This window comes from Maribellus sp. CM-23, assembly GCF_021354595.1.
Classification (GTDB): Bacteria; Bacteroidota; Bacteroidia; order Bacteroidales; family Prolixibacteraceae; genus Draconibacterium.
Window position 1 is genome coordinate 44,546 of the sequence record NZ_JADWYJ010000010.1, and the last position, 16,712, is coordinate 61,257.

The window sequence follows — 16,712 nt, forward strand, 5'->3', positions numbered from 1 at the left end:
ATTGACTGGAATCTAGTCCAAAAAATTTGGAAGAATCATTATCAATGGAAGGTAGTCTTTTAATTCTTCCCGAAGAATCTTCAGTGCCTTTGTTATTCGAGCTTCCACCGTTTTTTGCGATATTTCAAGTTCAAGTGCAATCTCTCTATTTTTCATGTCTTTAAACCGACTCAATTCAAAAACGACACGAAGATGTTCCGGAAGATTTTTTATGGCGGCATCAATTTTTTCTTTGAGTTCTTTAAACTCCAGGTAATCGTCAGAAATACGGTTTAAACTTTCGTATTGATACCGTAGTTCTTTTTCCCGGATTTTTTCATGGTGCTTTAAAAGAATTTGTCTGCGTTTCAGAATATTCAGACAATTGTTCTTTACCAACGTAAACAGATAATTTTGAATGTTTGAACCGGATTCTAACTCATGCCTTACTTCCCACAATTTAACAAAAGCCTCCTGAACAACCGTTTTTGCCTCGTCTTCGTCGCCCAGGTAATGGCGTCCCAAATGACAAAGTGGTCGATAGTAGCTATTAAAAAGTTTCTTAAAACTGTTTTTATTTGTCCCAAATAGTAGGTTTAGTTCAGGCATGTTGCGTTTATACCTTTTCAGGGTTATACTCATCAAAACTATTGATGCTATATTCTTCTCTCCCAAAAATAATTTGGAGGATCACATTCCTTAAATCCGGCTTTTTTATAAAGATTCTGTGCTTTGAGGTTATCATGGCGAACTTCCAGGTTAATTCGGCAATATCCATTCTCCAGCGCATAATTCTCGATTGCCTTTAACAAGAAAAGTCCGACTCCTCTTTTCCGGAAATCCGGCGACACAATGAAATCGTGAATATTGATAAGCGGCTCAGCTTTCCATGTCGAAAAATTCAGGTTGCAATTGGCTAGTGCGGCATATTCACCGTCAATTTCCACAAGAAAACCAACATAAGCCACATGTGTCTTCAATCCTTCAATAATTTTGGGTCCCAGGGTCTCCGGCATCATCTCGCCAATTCCCATTTCATCCAGCATGTAATCGTTAATCAGCTTGATTACAGCATTGCTGTGTACTTTATTGCGCAAATCTACCTGAACAAATTTCATTTAGTTTAGTATTAGTTTTCCGGTAACTCATTGTTAGCTAATCACAGAATAGGATTACAACGGATTGGTTACCTACCTCAAAATCGCAAACTCCAATATTATACTTTTTCAGTGGGGTTCCCAACTTTCTTTCATCAATTTTTAAATTCCAGGACTCGGTAGCAATTTCTTTCGCCAACGAAAAACCAGCAGACTACCATTTGAATTTGTAACTGAGGCCGACGATTTTCTTCGATTCTTTATCAGAATGTATATGATCGTTTAACCGGAAATAAGCACTAATACGTTGTTGTGTGCTTATTTTATACTGAAGTCCTGTCTCCCATCTGGCTTTGTTAAATTCGCCCTCATCCAGGTCACGGTAAAGTTCATAAGCAACGTAAGGGTCCAGGTTCAATTCCCTGATGGTGTATCCCAGGTCGAATTTTAACCGAAAGTAGCTTGCTTTCTCGCCTTCAGTAAAATCGTCCGAGTTTGTTTGCCTTAACCTAACCTTGGTCCATAGGTTGTTCCAGCCATACCCGGTTTTGGCATCAAACGCAAAACGGCCAAACCAATGGTCCTCTCCGTCCTTACTTCGGTCGCTGCCAACCCGGTAACTCGCCTCCAATGAGAAATAATCGTTGAATTTATACTTAACTCCCGGTTCTGCAAAATACTCTTCCAGACCGAAATCCTCGTTAAAACGAAGTTCAGGAGCCAGGTACATTTCCCATTTCTCACCCAGCTCCTTTGTTACGTCAAACTCGAACCAGGTTTGCTGAGCCATTGCTTCCACCGAAGTTATTGTCAACAAAATACCTGCGAAAAACAGTTTCTTGATCATTCGTCGCCTCTTTTGCCTTTTTTCCTTGTTAATTAGCGAATATCGCGAAATATTCTTTTTCGGGCAATGACGCGCACAAATTTGACTCCCCCGATCTCTATGGGTTTTACAAGAATGTCTATTCGTTCCTTCATACGCGTAAATTCATTATGTCTGCTAAAACCGTCCGGTAGATACATCGCTACAGGCTTTTTCTTACACCTTGCTGCTCTATTTCTGAACAGACGATATTTGCAGGGGTTTGCGAGTTTCGACTGATGTATAACCAATAAATTATTGTAAATTCGCTTGTCTAATTCAAACATTTAAGCTGTGTCAAAAAATCTGGTTATCATTCCCACTTATAATGAGAAGGAAAATGTGGAAAAGATGATCCGCAAGGTCTTCTCGCTGGAAAAGCCTTTTCATTTATTAATAGTTGAAGACAATTCGCCCGATGGAACTGCCGATATCGTAAAGCGCCTGATGAAGGAGTTTGACGGACAACTTCATATCCTGGAAAGAAAAGGAAAGCTCGGACTTGGCACGGCTTACATTGCGGGATTTAAATGGGCACTTGAACGCGATTATGAAGCAATCTGCGAAATGGATTGTGATTTCTCGCACAATCCGGACGACCTGCTTCGCCTTTTTGCAGCCATTGAAGAAGGTGCCGATGTGGCTGTTGGTTCGCGGTACATTACCGGGATCAATGTGGTAAACTGGCCATTGGGCAGGGTACTTATGTCGTATTTTGCGTCAATGTATGTACGCATAGCCACCGGAATGGAAGTTCGCGATACTACCGCTGGTTTTGTTTGCTACCGCAGAAAAGTACTCGAAACCATCGATCTTGATGCCATCAAACTTATCGGATACGGTTTCCAGATTGAAATGAAATTTACTGCCTGGAAATTTGGCTTTGTTATCAAGGAAGTTTCCATCGTTTTCACCGACCGGAAAGAAGGAACCTCCAAAATGAGCGGAGGAATTTTCAACGAAGCCCTCTGGGGAGTTCTTAAAATGAAAATTAGGAGCTGGACCCGCAAATACGAAAGGAAAGAATAAGTACCGAAATAAAAACTAATGCCTGAACAACAAAAAAACGACTTGATGCTCCCTGATGAAATTATTATGACTAAGATATATTTGATCAGGGAACAAAAAGTAATGCTCGACAGCGATCTTGCAGAACTGTACGGTGTGGAAACAAGACGCTTAAACGAACAGGTAAAAAGAAATATCTCAAGATTTCCGAAAGATTTTATGTTTCAACTATCAGAGGTTGAATTTAAAAACTTGAAGTCGCAATTTGCGACATCAAATTGGGGAGGACGCCGTAAACTCCCCAATGTATTTACTGAACATGGAGTTTTAATGCTTTCAAGCGTTTTGAACAGTGAACGAGCAATCAAAGTGAATATCCAGATTATGCGGATATTTACACGGATTCGTGAAATGCTGACCAACAATTTAAGTATAAAGCTCGAAATAGAGGAAATTAAAAAGAAACTGGCCAATCAAGATAAAAACATCGAACTCGTTTTTAACTATTTAGATGAGCTAATTGAAAAACACGACAACCCGCAACCAAGAAGATCAATCGGCTACAAAAGAAACCGTGAAATTAGTCCACGCAGGCAAAAACACAAATCAATATAACGAGCCGTTATTCCATTACCTTCAACCTACCCAATACCCGATTCGATAAGAAAATTCTAAAAAAGCAAACATCAAATCACTAACTTTGTTGTACTCAAAAAAAGCCGGCAACATGAAAACTTTAATCAAAAATGCAACCATAGTAAACGAAGGGTTAAAATTTAAAGGAAGTGTACTTATCAGTGGAGAAACGATTGAGAAGGTTTTTCCGCATACCCTTCCGGGGGATTTGGACACCACTCAACTGGAGGTAATTGACGCAGAGGGCTTGCTGCTCATCCCCGGAGTTATCGACGACCAGGTGCATTTCCGAGAGCCAGGGCTAACCCACAAAGGAGAAATTGCTACCGAAAGCCGCGCAGCCGTTGCCGGTGGAGTAACTACCTACATGGAAATGCCCAATACCAATCCGCAAACCGTTACCCAGGAAGAACTGCAAAAAAAATACGACCGGGCTGCGAGTGTATCGGCAGCCAACTATTCGTTTTACATGGGGGCTACCAACAGCAACCTCGACGAAGTACTCAAAACCGACCCGACAAAAGTTTGCGGAATCAAGGTTTTTATGGGTTCATCCACCGGAAATATGCTGGTAGATGATGAGAAAACATTGTCGGAGATTTTCAGGCACGCGCCCACTTTGGTTGCCACTCATTGCGAAGACGAGGGCACCATTCAGCGAAACATCGAAACGGCCCGCCACCGTTACGGAGAAAATGTTCCGATCTCGCGCCACTGCCACATCCGAAGCGACGAAGCTTGCTATATTTCATCATCCAAAGCGGTTGAACTGGCTTCTAAGTTTGATACCCGGCTTCACGTGTTACACTTGTCGTCGGCAAAAGAAATGAGTTTGTTCCACCGCGGAAAAGTAAGCGATAAAAATATAACCGCCGAAGTTTGTGTTCATCACCTTTGGTTCGACGAACGCGATTACATCGATCACGGAACCCGCATCAAATGGAATCCGTCAATCAAATGTGTAAAAGACAAGGAAGCTTTGTGGGAAGCCTTGCTCAACGATAAAATAGATGTGATTGCCACCGACCACGCGCCACATACGCTGGAAGAGAAATCAAACACCTATTTCAAAGCCCCATCAGGAGGACCGCTGGTACAACACTCGCTGGTGGCGATGCTGGAAATGAGTAAAAAGGGCTTTATTTCGGTTGAAAAGGTAATTGAAAAAATGTGTCATGCTCCGGCCGATTTATTCAGAATCAACAAACGTGGTTACATACGCGAGGGGTATTTTGCCGACCTGGTACTGATCGATCCCAAGGAAAGCTGGATCGCTGGGCCGGAGAATTTACTGTACAAATGCGGCTGGTCGCCTTTTGATGGCACCAAGTTTTCGAACAAGGTAGTTACCACCTTTGTGAACGGTCAAAAAGTGTACGAACAGGAAAACATTATTGAATCAGTCCGCGGGAAACGAGTCGGATTCAACGTTTAGTCGGGTTACAAGTTCTCCGGACGGGATTTAAACCCGTCCGAATCAAAAAAAAGACAGTATCTCTTTTACTCGTCGAGCATAGTACGGGGTAATTCTTTGGTGGCTTTGGCCCCCAGCTTTCTAATGTTTTCAACCGAGCGAATCAGGTTGCCACGGCCATCTTTTAGCTTGTTCATCGCGTCGTCATACGTTTTCCGGGTGGTATTCAGATTATTGCCCAGTTTATCCAGGTCAGAAACAAATCCGACAAACTTATCATACAACGCGCCACTTTGCCGGGCTATTTCGATGGCATTCCGGGTTTGGTTTTCCTGCTGCCAGATGGAGGAAATCGTGCGCAAAGTTGCCAGCAAGGTAGACGGACTCACCATCACCACTTTTTGGTCCCACGCAAACGAAAACAATTCCTGGTCTTCCTGAACAGCTACACTAAACGAAGCTTCAATCGGGATAAACAACAACACAAAATCGGGCGAATTTAACTTGCTCGCGGTTTGGTAATGCTTTTCACTCAATCCCTTAATATGGGTTCTCAGGCTCAGCAGGTGTTCCTTTACAAACTTCAGGCGCTGCTCGTCGGTTTCGGCATTTACGGCACGTTCGTAGGCAATGAGCGAAACTTTCGAGTCAATAATAATGTGTTTATTGTCAGGCAGATTGATTACCACGTCGGGCTGAATCCTTTTCCCATCTTCTGTCGTATCGCTGAATTGCTTCTGGTAGCCCTGCTCGCCTTCGTTTAATCCCGAGCGTTCCAGAATTCGTTCCAGCACCACCTCGCCCCAGTTACCTTGCTTTTTCACATCGCCTTTCAGCGCCTTGGTCAGGTTGTTGGCTTCTTCGCTTATTTTGTTGTTCAGATCGTAAAGTTTCAGCAGCTCCGCCCGAAGTTCGGTCTGGTCTTTTAGTCCTTTCTGGTAAGTGTCTTCCACTTTTTTCTCGAACAACAGAATTTTTTCCTTTAACGGATTCAGCACTTCTCCAATGTTTTTCTGATTGGCGGCGGTAAACTTCTCGCTGTTCTTTTCGAGTATTTTGGTGGCAATATTCTCAAATTCGGTGGTAAATTTCTTTTGCAGTTCTTCCAGTTCGGCTTTCTGCGTATCTAGTTTTTCTTTCAGATTCAGGTACTCCACCTTTGCTTTCTCAAGCCGCCCCACCAAAACGGTGTTTTCCTCGCGAATCTTTTCAAGCCCGCTTTTCCATTCGTCACTTTCATTTTTCAAAGCATGGTAACGCTCTTCCCAAACCAGACGTTGTTTTTCCGTCTCCATGTTCTGATTACCCAGTTCTCTTTCCTTTTCGAGCAAACTTTTCTCAGCTTCCGACTGTGCTTTCTGAAGCTTCGAGTTAAAAACAAAATAAACAGCGGCTGCTCCAACAGCCAGCCCCACCAACAAATAAACGATTTCCATGCAATGTGTATTTGGAAGCTAAAAGTACAAAATTGTTAAGTGTATTTTGAATGGAATGCAAAAAGGATGGCATCTTTTCAAAAGAAGACATACGTTGCGAAACTAAACGCGTTGTTTTACAAGCATTCCGCTCTTTTCAGCTTAATTTACTATTTTCGTTCCTCTTTAAATCACCTACTATGGATGTAAAAATCGAAGCCGGCTGGAAAGCGCATTTAAAACCCGAATTCGAAAAAGAATACTTTAGCCAACTCATTGGCTTTGTTAAAGAAGAGTATAACACCCAACGGATCTATCCTCCCGGGAAACTTATATTCAATGCTTTTGACGAGTGTCCATTCGATCAGTTAAAAGTGGTTATCCTCGGACAGGATCCCTATCACGGCCCCGGGCAGGCGCACGGTTTGTGTTTTTCGGTAAACGATGGCATTCCGTTTCCTCCCAGCCTCCGGAATATTTTTAAGGAGCTAAAAGAGGATGTTGGCAAAGAAATACCGAAAAGCGGCAACCTCACAGATTGGGCACAACAAGGTGTACTATTGTTAAATGCGACTTTAACGGTGCGGGCACATCAGGCAGGATCGCATCAGAAAAAAGGCTGGGAAGAATTTACCGATGCCGCCATTCAAACCGCCAGCGATCAAAAAGAACACCTGGTTTTTTTGTTGTGGGGAAATTATGCCATCAGTAAACGCCGCTTGATTGACGAAAACAAGCACCTCGTGCTTACTTCGGTTCATCCCTCGCCATTATCGGCAAGCCGCGGTTTTTTCGGGAATAAACATTTTAGTAAAACAAACGAATTTCTGCAGCAGAACGGGCTGCAACCGATACGGTGGTAGTTTAAAGTTCAGAGTAAAGCTTTTTTCCACTTAACTCTGAACTTTAAATCCAACTTACCATTTATAAACAATGGAGTTGATATTCATTCCGGCACCTACCGAACAAAAAATGGTATAATCGCCTTCGTTAATTTCCTGGCCTTCCATTTTCCCTTTGGCAACAATGTCGATCAAAGTTGGAACAGTAGCGGTTGATGAATTCCCCAGCTTGCGGATACTCATCGGCATAATTCCTTCCGGAATTTCTTTTTGTCCGTATAGTTTGAATAAACCAGCCAAAATCACTTCATCCATTTTTTCATTTGCCTGATGAATGAATACTTTCTTCACATCGTTCAATTCAATTCCGGCCATTTCAATGCTTTCTTTCACCAACCCGGGAACGGTGGTAATGGCGTAAATATAAAGCTTGTGCCCGGCCATTTTTATGAAAAGCTCGTCGCTTTTATAGTCCGGGTTACTTGATTTTCCAAACGTTAACAGGTTGGCATATTGAACGGAATCGGAACGACTTGAATGAGAGACGATTCCGATGGGCTCTTCGCTTTCTATGGCCTCTACAATAGTAGCCCCCGCTCCGTCGGCATAAATCATGGAATCGCGATCGTGCGGATCCGAAATCCGTGACAGCACATCGGCTCCCACCACTACACCGCGTTTCATGAAACCACTTTTGATATAGGCATCGGCAATGATCATTCCCTGCGTCCAGCCCGGGCAACCCGAAACAACATCGTGACAAATACTTTTCGGGTTTTTTATGTGAAGTTTCATCTTCACTTTATTGGCAAGCCCCGGTAATATGTCAATACGGTTATTGCCTTCAACAACGTCGCCAAAATTATGGCAAACAATGATGAACTCCAGGCTCTCTTTGGAGATTCCCGCCGATTTGCAGGCATTTTCAACCGCAAGTGCTGCAATATCAGAAGTCACCTGGTCTTCGGCCACATACCGACGTTCTTCAATATTGGTGATCTCCCGAAATTTCTGAATGATTTCTTCGTTGGTTTTATCCGTGATCTTCTGTCCGCCCGGAGTATAAAACTCATTTTTCAGAAAATGATTGTTTTTGATAATGATGGGCGGAATATAACTGCCAGTACCAATAATTCGAGTATATCTTTCTTTTGCCATAATCCTTCTGCTCAGCCGTAGCTCTATCCTTTGTAAATTTTCAATTCAAATTTTTCTCCGTCAAAAACCCCGTACGAATACGTTTTAATCCAGTCGCCCAGCAAAACAAAACGAGTGTTGTCGTTCATCTTTTCGTTTACCAGCCGATGTCGGTGTCCCATTACAAAATAGTCCACCGGGTTCGTCTTCAAAAAATCAGCGGCAAATTTATACATTCCATCCTGAACTACCATAAAATCGCCTTCATAATCATTTTTTGATAACCTACTGGAAGCAGACCATTTGTGTGCCAGCGCAAAAGCCAGATTCGGATGTATGCGCGAAAACATCCACTGCAAGGTTTTCGAGGTAAATATTTTTTTCAGAAATAAATATCCTTTATCCGAAGCATCGAGGCCATCGCCGTGGGCCAGAAAAAATTTCTTCCCGCGAATTTCAGTAATAAACTCGTCTCGGTGAACGATCACTCCCGTTTCTTTTGCCAGGTAATCAAACACCCAAACATCGTGGTTCCCGGTAAAAAAATGTACAGGGATTCCTTTGTCGGTTAGATCGGCAATTCGTCCCAGAATACGGGTAAAACCGCGGGGTGCGACTTTTTTGTACTCGTACCAGAAATCAAAAATATCGCCCATCAGATACAGTTCGGCCACATTGTCTTTGATTTCATCGAGCCAACGGGAAAACAACAACTCACGTTCCCGGTTATTTTTCAGAGCCGGAGCCCCGAGATGCACATCGGAAACGAAATATATGAACCCTTTATCAGACAAGGTATTTAAGCTTTGTGATTCTATTTTAACAGGTTGCCGATGGCTTTATCGAGCGCAGGTCCCTGAAGGTTCCTGGCCACCACCGTGCCTTCTTTATCCAGCAGGTAGTTAAACGGAATGCTTGGCACATTAAAAGTAACAGTAGCCGTTGCACTTCCTTTCATATCTCCTACGTTGATCCATTTCATTTTATCCTTATCAATGGCATCCACCCATTCGGCGCGGTTTTCGTCCACACTCACCTGGTAGATTTCAAACCCTTTTCGCTGGTATTTCTCATACAATTCAGCCAAAACCGGGTTTTGAATGCGCGACCCTCTGTCGACCGCTGCCCAGAATTGCAGCAACACCACTTTCCCTCTCAACGAAAACAGCGAAACATCTTTCCCGTTCATATCCGGCAAAACCAGGTCGGGGCTGTTGGTACCCTGTTCTTCGATAAACTTCCGCATGCGTTGCGCCTGCTGTTCCCGCACATATTGCAAGGTATTGTTGTACAATGCCTGCACCTGCTCCGATGTCGGGTAAACAGCATTTAAGGCCGAAGCAGCCGTTTTCATCACCTGAAGATCGTTAATAATATAACCGGGATCGTTGGTGTGGAATTTCTGGTACAAAGCCAGTACACTGGCGATTGAGAATGGATTTTCGCGGACAAAGTTGGTGGAAAAATCAACCTGCGCCTGCACAATGCTGTCGTATTGCGAAGCCCACTTGGGCCGTACATCGTCGTAGTCAGGATTTCCTTTATAAAGGTTGCTCAACGATTCCAGCGAATCGAGCCGGTACAGTGTTTTCTTCAGATGGCTGTCGAGCATCTGAACCTGCTCCGATCCCAGAGAACCTGTTACATTGTATTCACGCGAAAAGTTGATCGCATCCGCTTTTACCACAATGTTTTCTGCCGAATCAACCAAAAGTGTAATAAAATTCCGGTCACTAAGTTTTAGCAGATAAAAAGTGGGAATACCGGCGGTTCCTTTAAATTTAAACTCGCCGTTCTTGTTGATCTTCACTTTATCGGCTGTCTTTACAGTGGTAGTATGCACTTCTTCCAAATAAATCGTATCACCTTCGGCATGAGTGATCACTCCACTTACCGTGAATTGACTATCCTTTTTCGAGCAGCTTGCCAAAATAACTACAACTGCTATCAGCAAAAACAAAATTCTGTTTACCATTCCAATTATTTAAAGGTCGTAAAATTAATAATTTTGAATACAGTAAAAACAGCCTGCAACTGAAAATAACATATTTTAAAACCTCTCCATTTTTCACTCTATCTAGCTGTCGTTCAACAATAATTGACCAAACAGCCGCAACTTTTGGGAGAAAACAGGTAGATTGACCGGTAAAAAGATGTCCGGCAAATTTATTTTTAGCCGAAGTTTTAACGCCTCATTCACCCTGAAACATTCATCCGTCAAAATTTTTCAATAGGTTTGTAAAATGAAGATTTACCATTCTCTTGAAAACTTTGCTGCCCGCCAACCGGTGGTTACCATCGGTACTTTTGATGGCTTGCATAAGGGGCATCAACTTATTCTGGACAAAGTAAAAGAACTGGCCAGTGAAATAAACGGAGAAACCGTGGTATTTACTTTCTATCCGCACCCGCGGGTAATTACTTCGCCCAACGAGTCGAACCTTCGGCTTCTGACTACGAAAGAAGAAAAAACCAAACTGTTTGAGAAATACGGGATCGATCACCTGATTATTTACCCTTTTAGCAAGGAATTTGCCGCCATGGAGTATTCCGATTTTGTGAGTAAAATACTGGTGAAACAGATCGGCACCAAATGTTTGGTAGTGGGCTACGATCACAAATTCGGGAAAGACCGGCAGGGAAGCTTTGATTACCTGGAGCGGTGTGCCGAGAAATATGATTTCAAAGTGGAGAGAATGGATGCACTGGCGGTAGACCACGACAACATCAGCTCTACCAAAATAAGGGCTGCACTGCAGGAAGGCGACATCCGAAAAGCCAACCATTATTTTGGCCACGAGTTTACGCTGCACGGCACTGTTGTTAGCGGCAAACAGCTGGGCAGGAAACTCGGTTTCCCCACCGCCAACATTGAGGCGTCAGACAAATACAAGATTATTCCGGGCTATGGGGTTTATGCGGTAATGGTTGAGATCGGGGGCCGGCAACACAAAGGAATGCTCAACATTGGCACCCGTCCTACCTTCAACAAAAATGCCGATAACCGGAGTATCGAAGTAAATATTTTTGATTTTTCGGAAGATATCTACGGACAAAAAATCACCCTGAACTTTATCGATAAAATTCGCGACGAACAGAAATTTTCGGGCGTGGATGCCTTGGTTCAGCAACTTCAGAAAGACCAGCAGGCTGCTATTGAAATATTGAAAGGGAACTAGCGCAAGGCAAAAGGATAAAGAGATATTGTCCGGAAGAGTCAGCCGCACTCGTCAATTCAAGTAACGCACTTAACATCCCGACTACTCAATCACCAGGTCGCAGCTTATCGGCAAATGGTCGGAATACGGCAAATCAATGGTTTCAAAATTATACGCTTTCATCGATGGGCTGTGAAGAATATAATCGATCCGGAACGAAGGTAAATCTCCCACATAAGTACGCCCCACTCCTTTACCCGAGCTTACAAAAGCATCTTCCAGCCCCGTACTTAACGTTTCATACGAATAGGAAGCCGGCGTATCGTTAAAGTCTCCGCAAACAATTACCCGGTATGGCGATTCATCCATGTGTTTACGAATGGTCTCCACCTGCACAGCTCTCATTTTCCAGCCATCACGCATTTGTTTCAGCAATACTTTGGCCGCCTCTTTTCTTTGTTCCTCTTCGGTTTCCACCGACTCCAGCATGGCGTAATTATTCCGGTCGATGTGGTACGACTGCAAATGAACATTGTAAATACGAATGGTATCCTCTGCAACTTTAACATCGGTGTAAATACTGATGTTTCGCGTGTCTTTGAACCTGATCTCCCCCATATCCACAATCGGGAAACGGGTCATGGTTACCGAGCCAAAAGTGGAACTGGTGCTGGCAAACTGGTAGTGCTTGATGTTTTCAAGTTTGCTGACCGTTTCAGCCAGGTTAAAAACTTTGTTCTTGCGCAAACGCGATTCCTGCAGACAAATAATATCGGCTTTTTGTTCGTCAAAAAAAGAAACAAAGTCTTCGGCATTTAACTTCCGCGTATTTTTATCATCACCACCCGTAAAGTGTCTGACATTGTACGACAAAACCTTGATATCGCTGCTCCCCGAACTTCTTCCGCTGAATTGGTAAAACCGGCCTATAAAACCACATCCGGCGAACATAGCCAGCAAGGAAAAAAGCGAGAATTTCTTTTTGAAGACCAGCCAAAACACCACAAAAGCAATGTTTCCGAGCAATAAAAACGGATAGGCAAGCCCGAGCAAAGCGGGCATCCAGTATTTAGTTGGCGAAACATAAACGGATAAATAGGAACCGACCAGTCCCAGAATAGCCAGGAAGTTGAATAACAACACGATATTTCTGACAGTCTTTCGCACCTATTGTTTCAGTTGGCTTTGATTATTACTCTAAAACGCACAACGCGGCAAAACGTTGTCTTTTCATGCTACCAAAATAATACAATTCGGGCAATTTTACCTACAGCAACGCATCATGCGATTTCTGCCGTTGATATCTTTTCGCAGCTGAATTTCGCTAAATCCCATCGAATGAAGCATCTCAGTCATTTCCTGCCCCAGGTTTTCGTTGATCTCGAAAAACAAATATCCTCCCGGAGCCAGATAGCTCAAAGCCATTTCTGCAATCGTACGATAAAAAACAAGCGCATCGTTATCGCTTACAAACAGTGCTCCTCCCGGTTCGTATTTCAGCACATTGGCTTCCATCTGTTGTTTTTCGCTTTCGCGCACATACGGTGGATTGCTCACAATTACATCCTGAACCGTCCACGAATATTCCTTCCAATTCAGAATATCGGCTCTGCTGAATTCAACCTCCAGCTCGTTCAGGCTGGCATTGGTTCTTGCAGTTTGCAAAGCCTCTTCCGAAATATCCACCCCCTGAACAACGGCTTTGGGAGCGCCGGCTTTTAAGGCCAGGGCAATGCAGCCGCTTCCGGTCCCGATATCCAATACACGGGCATTCTCTGCAACTCCACTTTCCAGTATCCAGTTGACCAATTCCTCGGTTTCCGGACGCGGAATCAGTACTCCCGGATTGACTTTCAGCTTTAACCCATAAAATTCGGTTTCACCCAAAATGTACTGAAGCGGTTCATAGGTTTTCAGGCGCTCAACGATTTTCCTTGCGCGTTCCTGTTCCTCTGCATTAAAAACCCGGTCTTTTTGAAGAATCATGTCGGTGTACGACAAAGCAAACACCGATTCCATAATCAGCCGGACAAAAGCGCTGATTTCAGACGGCGGGTAGAAATCCTTCAATTCCGATTCGATGTATTGAATAGTAGTCCGCATTGTTTATTTTTGTGCTGCAAAGTTAATTTTTCCGGCCGAATGAACACTGACGAAAAATACATGCAGCGATGCCTGGAACTGGCTCGCAAGGGAGCCGGTTCGGTTTCACCCAACCCAATGGTAGGCTGCGTGATTGTGCACAACAACACCATTATTGGCGAAGGATACCACGAACGCTGCGGCGAAGCACATGCCGAGGTTAATGCGGTTCGTTCGGTTACAAATCCTGAACTTCTGACCGAAAGTACCCTGTATGTAACGCTCGAGCCCTGCGCGCATTTTGGCAAAACACCGCCCTGCTCCGATCTGATCGTGGAGAAAAAGATACCCAAAGTGGTGATCGGCACCATCGATCCGTTTGCTGAAGTGGCCGGAAAAGGGATTGAAAAACTACAAAAAGCAGGGATTGAAGTTACACTGGATGTTCTGAGAGACGAATGCCGCGAACTGAACAAACGTTTTTTTACTTTTCACCAAAAACAAAGGCCTTACATTATTCTGAAATGGGCCCAAACACAGGATGGCTTTTTGGATGTGGACCGCGACTCGGCTGCTTTTGGAGAGCCCACCTGGATCACCGGAAAAGAAGCTTTGCTCCGGGTGCATCAGCTTCGGGCCGAAGAAGACGCCATCATGGTGGGAACCCGCACGGCTGAAAAAGACGATCCTTCGCTCACCGTGCGTCATTGCGAAGGCAAAAATCCGCTCAGAATGGTACTTGACCGGGAACTTCGTCTTTCCCAAAACCTGAAGCTTTTTGATCAGTCAACACCCACGCTGGTTTTTAACACGCTAAAAAATGAAGTCCGGGGAAATACGGAATACCATCTTATTGATTTTCAGAAAAACGTTCCGGGACAGGTTTTAAACCTGTTGTACCGCAAAAATATTTTATCGCTGATTGTGGAAGGCGGCCGGCAGTTGCTGCAAAGTTTTATCGACGCAAACCTTTGGGACGAAGCACAGGTTTACACCGGGGCAAAAACCTTTGGCGCCGGAGTTCCGGCTCCGCTGCTCGACTTACGAAATGCAACTAAAGAAACCATCGGGAACGACCTGTTGCAGCTTGTCAGAAACCGGGATCAGGGTTCATAGATCCTCGGCCCGCTGGCAACGATCTTTATCTTTAACACATTCTCGACATACATAAAATAGTAGAACAGTTTGTGGTTCAACTCAAAACCATAATCCTCACCGGGTTCGTAACCAATCACCGGTTCAAAATTCCAGTTCCGGGAAGGATGGGCACACCGGGCATTCCACTCTGAAACATACTGACGGTTCCAGTTTTCGTAATAGCTTTGCGAACGGTATTTCGACGGGGTATTCTGAAGCTGGTACCACGTTTCAAACTTCTGGTCAAACGTTTCCACATCGTATTCCACCGAATCCTCCGAAGCAATTTCAACGTTGTTTTTATTCACTTCCACCGCCTTACGCTGCGTATTGCACGCCAACACCGCAACCATTATTACCAGTATGAAGAATGCTCGTTTCATTTTTTAATACCTTTAGCCAATTCCTGATACGAATTTAAGCTGATTATTGTTTTTATAAAGCAAAATGCAGACTTTTATATTAATCCAAATTTGAAAAAAATGTTTGACTGGAACCAATTCTCCGGATGGTTTTATTTCGCATTCGTAATCACGGCAATTCCTGTTGCCATTATGATCATTCTTGAAAAGCGCTCGCCTTATAAAACGGCGGCCTGGATACTCGCCTTGATTCTACTGCCCATTTTTGGAGTTTTGTTCTACCTGGTGTTTGGCCAGGAATACCGGAAACGGAAAATGTTTTCGGTGCGCGGACTAAAGGGTTTAAAAGAACTGCGCCGCGTAAGTACGCAACAGCTACGGCAGTTTGAACAAAGTGTGCAGCAAAAAGAAGTTGCCGACCACCAGAACCTGATCCGTTTAATGCTGAACAGTTCTTATGCGCTGCTTACCACCGGCAACCAAACAAAAATTCTGGTGAACGGAGAAAATACATTCGAGGCTCTTTTGGAAGCGATTGAAAGTGCCAAGCACCATATTCATCTTGAATATTACATTTTTGCCAACGACGTTATCGGGACCCGTTTCAAGGAATTACTGCTGAAAAAACGCGCCGAAGGAGTGGAAGTCCGCATTATTGTAGACGATGTGGGAAGCTGGGAACTTCCCAAGAAATTCTACCGCGAGCTACGGAAAAGCGGCATCGAGATTTATCCCTTTATGGAAGTTCGCTTTCCCCGGCTAACATCAAAGGTCAACTACCGCAACCACCGGAAGATTGTGGTTATCGACGGGAAAACCGGGTTTATCGGTGGCGTAAACATTGCCGACCATTACCTGAAAGGCCACCCGAAAGCCGGCCCCTGGTACGACATGCACCTGAAAATTGAAGGCGATGCTGTGGCTACGCTACAAATTATATTTGCTGCCGACTGGTATTTTGTGTCTCAACAAAACATTGTTGGCCGGAAATATTTCTCTGTATTTACTGAGGCTCCGGGAACTCCCATACAAATTTGTGCCGGAGGCCCCGATTACGACTGGGAAGGAATTGCCCAGGCCTTTTTTGCCGCCATTATCAACGCAAAAAAGCGGGTTTACATCGTCACTCCCTACCTGATGCCGCCGGCCGAAATGCTGATGGCGCTAAAAACAGCTGCCCTCAGCCAGGTGGACGTTCGCATCATCATCCCCGAAAAGTCGGATGCCCGTTTGTCGAAATGGTGTACTTTTTCTTACGTGGAGGAACTGCTGGAAGCCGGTGTCCGCATTTACCTTTTTAAAGCCGGCTTTATTCACAGCAAATACATGCTGGTGGACGATGGCTTCTCCACGATCGGCACCAGCAACTTCGATTTTCGCAGCTTTGAAACCAACTTCGAAGCCAATGCATTTATGTACAGCCGCGAGTTTTCTTCCGAATTGGAGGGCCACTTTTTTAACGATCTCAAAAATTCAGAAGAAGTCAACCTCAAGATATGGCAGCAACGCCCGGGCTTGTATAAACTGAGGGAATCGCTGGCGCATGTAGTGGCACCGATGTTTTAAATTACTAGCTACAA

At 44.1% G+C, this 16,712-nt stretch carries 17 protein-coding genes; 7 read left to right on the forward strand and 10 right to left on the reverse strand.

Translation table 11 applies throughout. The features are described from left to right. Window positions 1-12: 12 nt before the first annotated feature. The 3 genes from INQ51_RS22160 to INQ51_RS22170 all read right to left on the reverse strand — a co-directional run bounded on the left by INQ51_RS22160 (window position 13) and on the right by INQ51_RS22170 (window position 1,923). A complete protein-coding gene (locus INQ51_RS22160; RefSeq protein WP_233380179.1) occupies window positions 13-621 on the reverse strand; it encodes an RNA polymerase sigma-70 factor in 609 nt (202 codons plus the stop codon). 14 nt (window positions 622-635) lie between these two features. Continuing rightward, window positions 636-1,097: a GNAT family N-acetyltransferase gene (locus INQ51_RS22165; protein ID WP_233380180.1), complete on the reverse strand. Its 462-nt coding sequence runs from the start codon at window positions 1,095-1,097 to the stop codon at window positions 636-638. A 193-nt stretch (window positions 1,098-1,290) separates the two neighbouring features. Further along, on the reverse strand, window positions 1,291-1,923 hold the full coding sequence (locus INQ51_RS22170) for a DUF2490 domain-containing protein (protein ID WP_233380181.1): 633 nt from the start codon (window positions 1,921-1,923) through the stop codon (window positions 1,291-1,293). 312 nt (window positions 1,924-2,235) lie between these two features. Here INQ51_RS22170 and INQ51_RS22175 point away from each other — a divergent pair, with 312 nt between their 5' ends. The 3 genes from INQ51_RS22175 to INQ51_RS22185 all read left to right on the forward strand — a co-directional run bounded on the left by INQ51_RS22175 (window position 2,236) and on the right by INQ51_RS22185 (window position 5,020). Beyond that, window positions 2,236-2,970, forward strand: coding sequence for a polyprenol monophosphomannose synthase (locus INQ51_RS22175; protein WP_233380182.1), 735 nt, complete (start codon window positions 2,236-2,238; stop codon window positions 2,968-2,970). A 66-nt stretch (window positions 2,971-3,036) separates the two neighbouring features. Then, a complete protein-coding gene (locus tag INQ51_RS22180; RefSeq protein ID WP_233380183.1) occupies window positions 3,037-3,564 on the forward strand; it encodes an ORF6N domain-containing protein in 528 nt (175 codons plus the stop codon). A 112-nt stretch (window positions 3,565-3,676) separates the two neighbouring features. Next, entirely contained in the window at window positions 3,677-5,020 is a 1,344-nt protein-coding gene (locus INQ51_RS22185) for a dihydroorotase (protein WP_233380184.1), read from the forward strand. A 65-nt stretch (window positions 5,021-5,085) separates the two neighbouring features. On the opposite strand, the gene rmuC is transcribed toward INQ51_RS22185, so the two are convergent. After that, window positions 5,086-6,435 carry a DNA recombination protein RmuC gene (gene rmuC, locus INQ51_RS22190; RefSeq protein ID WP_233380185.1) on the reverse strand — a complete coding sequence of 450 codons (1,350 nt, stop codon included), beginning with the start codon at window positions 6,433-6,435 and terminating at the stop codon, window positions 5,086-5,088. Window positions 6,436-6,614: 179 nt separating this feature from the next. Between rmuC and INQ51_RS22195 the strand changes: the two genes are divergently transcribed. Then, complete coding sequence (locus tag INQ51_RS22195; RefSeq protein WP_233380186.1) at window positions 6,615-7,277, forward strand: uracil-DNA glycosylase; 663 nt, start codon at window positions 6,615-6,617, stop codon at window positions 7,275-7,277. 54 nt (window positions 7,278-7,331) lie between these two features. On the opposite strand, the gene INQ51_RS22200 is transcribed toward INQ51_RS22195, so the two are convergent. From INQ51_RS22200 to INQ51_RS22210, 3 genes are read right to left on the reverse strand one after another with little or no spacing between them, the layout of a single operon-like run. Then, a complete protein-coding gene (locus INQ51_RS22200) occupies window positions 7,332-8,414 on the reverse strand; it encodes a 3-oxoacyl-ACP synthase III family protein (RefSeq protein WP_233380187.1) in 1,083 nt (360 codons plus the stop codon). Window positions 8,415-8,437: 23 nt separating this feature from the next. Further along, entirely contained in the window at window positions 8,438-9,187 is a 750-nt protein-coding gene (locus INQ51_RS22205) for a UDP-2,3-diacylglucosamine diphosphatase (protein WP_233380188.1), read from the reverse strand. A gap of 20 nt (window positions 9,188-9,207) precedes the next feature. Beyond that, window positions 9,208-10,368 carry a TlpA disulfide reductase family protein gene (locus INQ51_RS22210; RefSeq protein ID WP_233380189.1) on the reverse strand — a complete coding sequence of 387 codons (1,161 nt, stop codon included), beginning with the start codon at window positions 10,366-10,368 and terminating at the stop codon, window positions 9,208-9,210. 268 nt (window positions 10,369-10,636) lie between these two features. On the opposite strand from INQ51_RS22210, the gene INQ51_RS22215 reads away from it, so the two are divergent. Beyond that, window positions 10,637-11,572: a bifunctional riboflavin kinase/FAD synthetase gene (locus INQ51_RS22215; RefSeq protein ID WP_233380190.1), complete on the forward strand. Its 936-nt coding sequence runs from the start codon at window positions 10,637-10,639 to the stop codon at window positions 11,570-11,572. An 81-nt stretch (window positions 11,573-11,653) separates the two neighbouring features. Here INQ51_RS22215 and INQ51_RS22220 read toward each other — a convergent pair whose 3' ends face one another. Continuing rightward, window positions 11,654-12,718: an endonuclease/exonuclease/phosphatase family protein gene (locus tag INQ51_RS22220; RefSeq protein ID WP_233380191.1), complete on the reverse strand. Its 1,065-nt coding sequence runs from the start codon at window positions 12,716-12,718 to the stop codon at window positions 11,654-11,656. A 96-nt stretch (window positions 12,719-12,814) separates the two neighbouring features. After that, window positions 12,815-13,654, reverse strand: coding sequence for a peptide chain release factor N(5)-glutamine methyltransferase (gene prmC, locus INQ51_RS22225; RefSeq protein ID WP_233380192.1), 840 nt, complete (start codon window positions 13,652-13,654; stop codon window positions 12,815-12,817). Window positions 13,655-13,693: 39 nt separating this feature from the next. On the opposite strand from prmC, the gene ribD reads away from it, so the two are divergent. Continuing rightward, window positions 13,694-14,749, forward strand: a complete 1,056-nt coding sequence (gene ribD, locus INQ51_RS22230) for a bifunctional diaminohydroxyphosphoribosylaminopyrimidine deaminase/5-amino-6-(5-phosphoribosylamino)uracil reductase RibD (protein WP_233380193.1) — start codon at window positions 13,694-13,696, stop codon at window positions 14,747-14,749. Here the strand turns inward: ribD and INQ51_RS22235 are convergent. Then, complete coding sequence (locus INQ51_RS22235) at window positions 14,737-15,153, reverse strand: DUF6146 family protein (RefSeq protein ID WP_233380194.1); 417 nt, start codon at window positions 15,151-15,153, stop codon at window positions 14,737-14,739. The genes ribD and INQ51_RS22235 overlap by 13 nt on opposite strands. A gap of 99 nt (window positions 15,154-15,252) precedes the next feature. Between INQ51_RS22235 and cls the strand changes: the two genes are divergently transcribed. Then, a complete protein-coding gene (cls, locus tag INQ51_RS22240; protein ID WP_233380195.1) occupies window positions 15,253-16,698 on the forward strand; it encodes a cardiolipin synthase in 1,446 nt (481 codons plus the stop codon). Window positions 16,699-16,712 lie beyond the last annotated feature (14 nt).

What these genes read in the sequence shown, in the direction of transcription:
- INQ51_RS22160 (WP_233380179.1), bottom strand. Translation starts at nt 621, where the DNA reads ATGAGTATAACCCTGAAAAGGTATAAACGCAACATGCCTGAACTAAAC.
- INQ51_RS22165 (WP_233380180.1), bottom strand. Translation starts at nt 1,097, where the DNA reads ATGAAATTTGTTCAGGTAGATTTGCGCAATAAAGTACACAGCAATGCT.
- INQ51_RS22170 (WP_233380181.1), bottom strand. Translation starts at nt 1,923, where the DNA reads ATGATCAAGAAACTGTTTTTCGCAGGTATTTTGTTGACAATAACTTCG.
- INQ51_RS22180 (WP_233380183.1), top strand. Translation starts at nt 3,037, where the DNA reads ATGACTAAGATATATTTGATCAGGGAACAAAAAGTAATGCTCGACAGC.
- INQ51_RS22185 (WP_233380184.1), top strand. Translation starts at nt 3,677, where the DNA reads ATGAAAACTTTAATCAAAAATGCAACCATAGTAAACGAAGGGTTAAAA.
- rmuC (WP_233380185.1), bottom strand. Translation starts at nt 6,435, where the DNA reads ATGGAAATCGTTTATTTGTTGGTGGGGCTGGCTGTTGGAGCAGCCGCT.
- INQ51_RS22195 (WP_233380186.1), top strand. Translation starts at nt 6,615, where the DNA reads ATGGATGTAAAAATCGAAGCCGGCTGGAAAGCGCATTTAAAACCCGAA.
- INQ51_RS22200 (WP_233380187.1), bottom strand. Translation starts at nt 8,414, where the DNA reads ATGGCAAAAGAAAGATATACTCGAATTATTGGTACTGGCAGTTATATT.
- INQ51_RS22210 (WP_233380189.1), bottom strand. Translation starts at nt 10,368, where the DNA reads ATGGTAAACAGAATTTTGTTTTTGCTGATAGCAGTTGTAGTTATTTTG.
- INQ51_RS22215 (WP_233380190.1), top strand. Translation starts at nt 10,637, where the DNA reads ATGAAGATTTACCATTCTCTTGAAAACTTTGCTGCCCGCCAACCGGTG.
- prmC (WP_233380192.1), bottom strand. Translation starts at nt 13,654, where the DNA reads ATGCGGACTACTATTCAATACATCGAATCGGAATTGAAGGATTTCTAC.
- ribD (WP_233380193.1), top strand. Translation starts at nt 13,694, where the DNA reads ATGAACACTGACGAAAAATACATGCAGCGATGCCTGGAACTGGCTCGC.
- INQ51_RS22235 (WP_233380194.1), bottom strand. Translation starts at nt 15,153, where the DNA reads ATGAAACGAGCATTCTTCATACTGGTAATAATGGTTGCGGTGTTGGCG.
- cls (WP_233380195.1), top strand. Translation starts at nt 15,253, where the DNA reads ATGTTTGACTGGAACCAATTCTCCGGATGGTTTTATTTCGCATTCGTA.